This window comes from Kitasatospora sp. MY 5-36 (assembly GCF_001182915.1).
Taxonomy (GTDB): Bacteria; Actinomycetota; Actinomycetes; order Streptomycetales; family Streptomycetaceae; genus Kitasatospora.
The window spans coordinates 1-4,418 of the sequence record NZ_LFVW01000793.1; the positions used below are offsets into that span (position 1 = coordinate 1).

The window sequence follows — 4,418 nt, forward strand, 5'->3', positions numbered from 1 at the left end:
TCACCGTCGACCCGGCCGAGGGCGGCGGCACCCGGCTGGCATGGGAGGCCCCGGTCGGGTCCTGAGGCCTGCTCGGACCGCGCGGCCTCCCTCGCCGCGCGGCGGCCGAGCCAGCGGCGGCCGCGGGGCGGTCAGCCCCGCAGGGCGCCCAGGAAGGCGAGCAGGTGGGCGTTGAACTCCGCCGGCCGCTCCATGTTCGGGTAGTGCCCGGTGCCCTCGACGGTCACCGCGCGGCCGTCGACGACGGTGCGGACGACCCGTTCGGCCAGGTTGACGTGGTCCGCCGAGTCGATGCCGCCGTTGATCGCCAGCAGCGGGACGGTGATCCCGGTCAGCCGCTTCCAGGTGTCGGTGACCGGCACCAGGTACTGGGGGTCGTCGGGGGTGTGCTTGGAAATGGTGTTCCGGGTCATCTCCTTGAGCCGGCGCACCACCTCCGGGTCGACCTCGTCCAGGCGGCGGTGCGGCCCGGAGGCGAGCCGGGTGAAGGAGTCGATCCAGCCCTCGCCGTCGCCCTCGGCGAGGGCCGCGGTCTGGTCGGCGGCGAGTTCGCCGAGCCACGGGTCGGTGAACTCGGACTCGCTGGTGCCGTTGCCGCTGATCACCAACGCGCGGACCAGCTCCGGGTGTTCGAGCGCCAGGTCGAGGGCGATCGTCCCGCCCATGGACAGCCCGATCACCGTCAGCGGGCCGAGGCCGAGGTGGCGCAGCAGGGCCGCCAGGTCGTCGGCGGGCCGGAACGGCCGGCTCGCGTTGTCGGAGGCGCCGTGGCCGCGGGTGTCCAACGCGATCACCCGGTACGCGGGCAGCAGGGCGGGGAGCTGGTCCGCCCAGCTCCGGTGGTCCAGCAGGCCGCCGTGCAGCAGCACCAGCGGCTCGCCCGTACCGGCGTCGAGGTAGGCGAGGCGGCCGTGGCCGCTGTCGAAGAAGCACAGGTCATCGGTGGAACCGGTAACAGTGGATTCAGTCATGACGACAATTTTAGGTCGTGTGACCTATATTTGTCTCCCATGAGCACCGAACCCGTTTCCGGCGGCATCCCCGTGCACCCCACCTTCCCCTCCGACCGCCTCCGTCACAACCCCGACGGCCCCGTCCTGCTGGTCGGCGGCTACGGCACCGTCGGCACCGAACTCGCCCGGCTCGCCTCCCCCTCCTGGCCGCTGCTGCTCACCGGCCGCTCCGAGCAGCGCGGCGGCGCCCTCGCCGCCGAACTGGACGACGCCACCGCCCGCCGCTGGGACCTCGCCGACCCCGAGCCGTTCACCGCCGCCGTACGGGCGGTGGTCGGGGTGGTCAACGACCCGGACGACCGGGTGCTGCGGGCCGCCGTCCGCGCGGGCGTCCCGTACGTGGACGTCACCCGCTGGACCGCCCGGCTCCAGCGGGCCGCCACGCTCGCCGCCCTGCTGCGCCCGACCGCCCCGGTGCTGCTCTCCTCGGCCTGGATGGGCGGGGTGACCAGCCTGGTCGCCGCCGCCCTGGCGGACCGGCTCGGCGGGGCCGAGCGGATCGAGACCGCCATCCGCTGGGACCTCGCGGACCGGGCCGGCGCCGACTCGGTCGAGTTCATGGACCGCCTGGGGCTCGACTACGAGGTGGTGCAGGACGGCCGACGCCGCTCCGTCGTCCCGCTCAGCCGCCCGCGGACCGTCCGGATCGGCGACGCCCCGACGCTGGTCGCCGGGATCGACACCCCCGAGCAGTTCACCCTCCCGCTCACCCTGGGCACCACCACCGCCGCCACCCGGATCGGCTTCAGCTCGCGCTCCTCCACCACCGCCCTGCTCGCGGCCCGGCACGCCGGCTTCTTCCGCTGGGGCCGCGGCGACCGGTGGGAGCCGGCCCGCCGCGCGCTGCTCTACTCCCCCGGCGAGGGCGGCACCGCCCTGCTGCGCACCGACGTCACCTCCGGCGGACGCACCCTCACCGCCACCGTCGAGGACCGGGCCGGCCAGGCCAGACTCACCGCCGTCGGCGCCCTGCTGGCGCTGCGCCGGGCGCTCGGCACGGACGGCGCCCCGCCGCCCGCCGGGGTGGCCTTCCCGGAGCAGACCCCGCGCCCCGGGCGGGTGCTGGAGGACCTGGCGGCCCTCGGCGTCACCGTCACGGTCACCGCGGCGGACGGAGCGCGCGGCACGGAGGCGGCGGCATGAGCAGCGTCCGGGGCCTGAGCGGCAAGGGTGCCCAGAAGCGGGAGCAACTGCTGGACACCGCGGAGGAGTTGCTGGTCACGACGGGCAGCGGCGAGCTGTCCATGCGGGCGGTGGCCGCCGCCGCGGGCGTCCGTCTCGGGCACCTCCAGCACTACTTCCCGACCCACGCCGAGCTGGTGGCCGCCGTACTGGAGCGCGTCCTCGCCCGCTCGGTGGAACGGCTCGCGCCGCTGCTCGACCCGGGCCGCGACGAGGACGCCCTGCTCCGCGAACTGCTCGCCGAGCAGCAGGACATGCGCCTGGTCCGCCTGTTCGCCGAACTGTGGGCGCTGGCCGCCCGCGACCCCTCGGTGGCCGCCGCCGTCCGGGCCTTCTACGACCGCTACCAGGAGCTGGTCGCCTGCTTCCTCGCCGAACGCCGCCCGGCCCTGACGGAGGAGGAACGGCGCTCCCGCGCCCGGGTGTTCGTGATGCTGATCGAGGGCGCCTCGCTCTTCCGCTCCGGCCTGGCCGGCACCGCGGACGCGGCGGCGGACGCCGAACTCCTGCGCACCGCCGGGGCGTTGCTGGGCCCGTAGGCCCTTTCAGGCCAGGCGGCGGCCGATGACGAGTTCCGGGCGGATGCGGATGCGGACCGTGCCGCCCGGGTCGGCCGCCCTGGTGGCCGGGCGGACCTGGGCGCGGCCGAGGACGGTGACGAACCAGCCGGAGCCGTCCCGGCCGTCCACCTCGTCGGCCTCGAAGGCGATCACGGCGCCGTCCACCGCCCGGGCCAGTTCGGAGCCGGCCGGGGCCGAGAGCAGCACTCCGCCGGGGGCCAGCCGGAACGGCACCGGCAAGACGGCCGGGAGGGCGTCCACCGTGTAGACCACCCTGCCGACGTCGGCCCGGGCCAGCAGCTCCAGCGACCGCTTCCGGTCGAGTTCGCGCAGTTCCGGAAGGTCGGGACGGTCGGCCGGGACGGGGCGGTCGTGCGGGACGGGCCGAGGGGACGGAACAGGCCGGGGGGACGGGACGGGCCGAGGAGACGGGACGTGGTCGCGGTTCATGCGAGCGATGCTCGCCCGGGCCCGGGCCGGGCCGCGAGGGCCGATGGTCCCGGCGGGGCCCGGCGAGGGCCCCGCCCGGCGGGCCGTCGGCCCCGGGCCCCACGGCCCTGCCCGGCAGGCCGCGAAGGACCCGCCGGGCAGGGCCCGGGATCAGTACCGGCCGGAGCGCAGCACGGAGGGCTGCGGGGCGGCGGAGGCCTGGCGCAGCTCGGTGGCGATCAGGGCCGCCTGCACCCGGCGCTCGACGCCGAGCTTGGCGAGCAGCCGCGAGACGTGGTTCTTGACGGTCTTCTCGGCGAGGTAGAGCCGCTCGCCGATCTGCCGGTTGGTCAGGCCCTCGCCGATGAGTTCGAGGACCTCCTGCTCGCGCACGGTCAGGCCCGGTCCGGTGGTGACCGGCTGGGCGGGCTCGGCGTCGCTGCGCAGGCGGTTCAGCAGGCGGGTCGCGGCGCCGGGGTCCAGCATCGAGCGCCCGGAGGCGACGGTGCGGACGGCGGCGACCAGGTCGGTCCCGCTGATCTGCTTGAGCACGTACCCGGCGGCGCCCGCCATCACGGCGTCCAGCAGCGCCTCCTCGTCGTCGAAGGAGGTCAGCATCAGGCAGGCCAGCCCGGGCATCCGCGAGCGCAGCTCACGGCAGACCGAGACGCCGTCGCCGTCGCCCAGCCGGACGTCCAGCACGGCCACGTCGGGCCGCAGGGCCGGCACCCGGACGAGCGCCTGCTCGGCCGTCGCCGCCTCGCCGACCACCTCCAGGTCCGGCTCGCCGTCCAGCAGGTCGTGCACCCCGCGGCGCACCACCTCGTGGTCGTCCAGCAGGAACACCCGGACCGGTGCCGAGGCCCCGGCACCCTCCGTCTTGGTCGCCATCACGCGGCTCCACCTTCGTCACCCCCGCACACTCCCAGCGGGGCCCAGGGCATCATCCCCCCGCGACCGGCCGCGGGCCCAGGGCCCAACGGCCCCATTCGGACCGGGCCGCAGGACCCGTACGGGCCCCGACCCCGACCGGGCCGGTCCGGGCGCCCTCAGCGCCCCTGCCGCCGGACGTTCCCCAGCCCCATCAGCAGGAAGGCGAGCGCGACGCCCGCGCCGCTGACCGCCGCGAGCACCACCCGGGGCACGACCTCGCCGCCGCCGGACAGCAGGATGGCCGCCGCTCCGAGCAGGGCGACGGCCGCACCGACCACCAGCCAGCCCGCCAGGGCCAGCG

6 protein-coding genes are annotated in these 4,418 nt (G+C 76.2%); 2 read left to right on the forward strand and 4 right to left on the reverse strand.

Annotated features, from left to right (window positions below; genetic code table 11):
- Positions 1–131 precede the first annotated feature (131 nt).
- Entirely contained in the window at positions 132–971 is an 840-nt protein-coding gene (locus AE652_RS36105) for an alpha/beta fold hydrolase (RefSeq protein WP_049659241.1), read from the reverse strand.
- A gap of 39 nt (positions 972–1,010) precedes the next feature.
- Between AE652_RS36105 and AE652_RS36110 the strand changes: the two genes are divergently transcribed.
- Positions 1,011–2,156: a saccharopine dehydrogenase gene (locus AE652_RS36110; RefSeq protein ID WP_049659242.1), complete on the forward strand. Its 1,146-nt coding sequence runs from the start codon at positions 1,011–1,013 to the stop codon at positions 2,154–2,156.
- Positions 2,153–2,734: a TetR/AcrR family transcriptional regulator gene (locus AE652_RS36115; protein WP_049659243.1), complete on the forward strand. Its 582-nt coding sequence runs from the start codon at positions 2,153–2,155 to the stop codon at positions 2,732–2,734. The genes AE652_RS36110 and AE652_RS36115 overlap by 4 nt, the downstream gene beginning before the upstream one ends.
- A gap of 6 nt (positions 2,735–2,740) precedes the next feature.
- Here the strand turns inward: AE652_RS36115 and AE652_RS36120 are convergent, their stop codons facing one another.
- The 3 genes from AE652_RS36120 to AE652_RS36130 all read right to left on the reverse strand — a co-directional run.
- Positions 2,741–3,205: a pyridoxamine 5'-phosphate oxidase family protein gene (locus AE652_RS36120; RefSeq protein WP_082346202.1), complete on the reverse strand. Its 465-nt coding sequence runs from the start codon at positions 3,203–3,205 to the stop codon at positions 2,741–2,743.
- Positions 3,206–3,355: 150 nt separating this feature from the next.
- Positions 3,356–4,075 carry a response regulator transcription factor gene (locus tag AE652_RS36125; protein ID WP_049659244.1) on the reverse strand — a complete coding sequence of 240 codons (720 nt, stop codon included), beginning with the start codon at positions 4,073–4,075 and terminating at the stop codon, positions 3,356–3,358.
- 158 nt (positions 4,076–4,233) lie between these two features.
- Positions 4,234–4,418, reverse strand: a 185-nt coding sequence (locus tag AE652_RS36130; RefSeq protein ID WP_049659245.1) for a hypothetical protein, incomplete at its 5' end; no start/stop codon positions are given.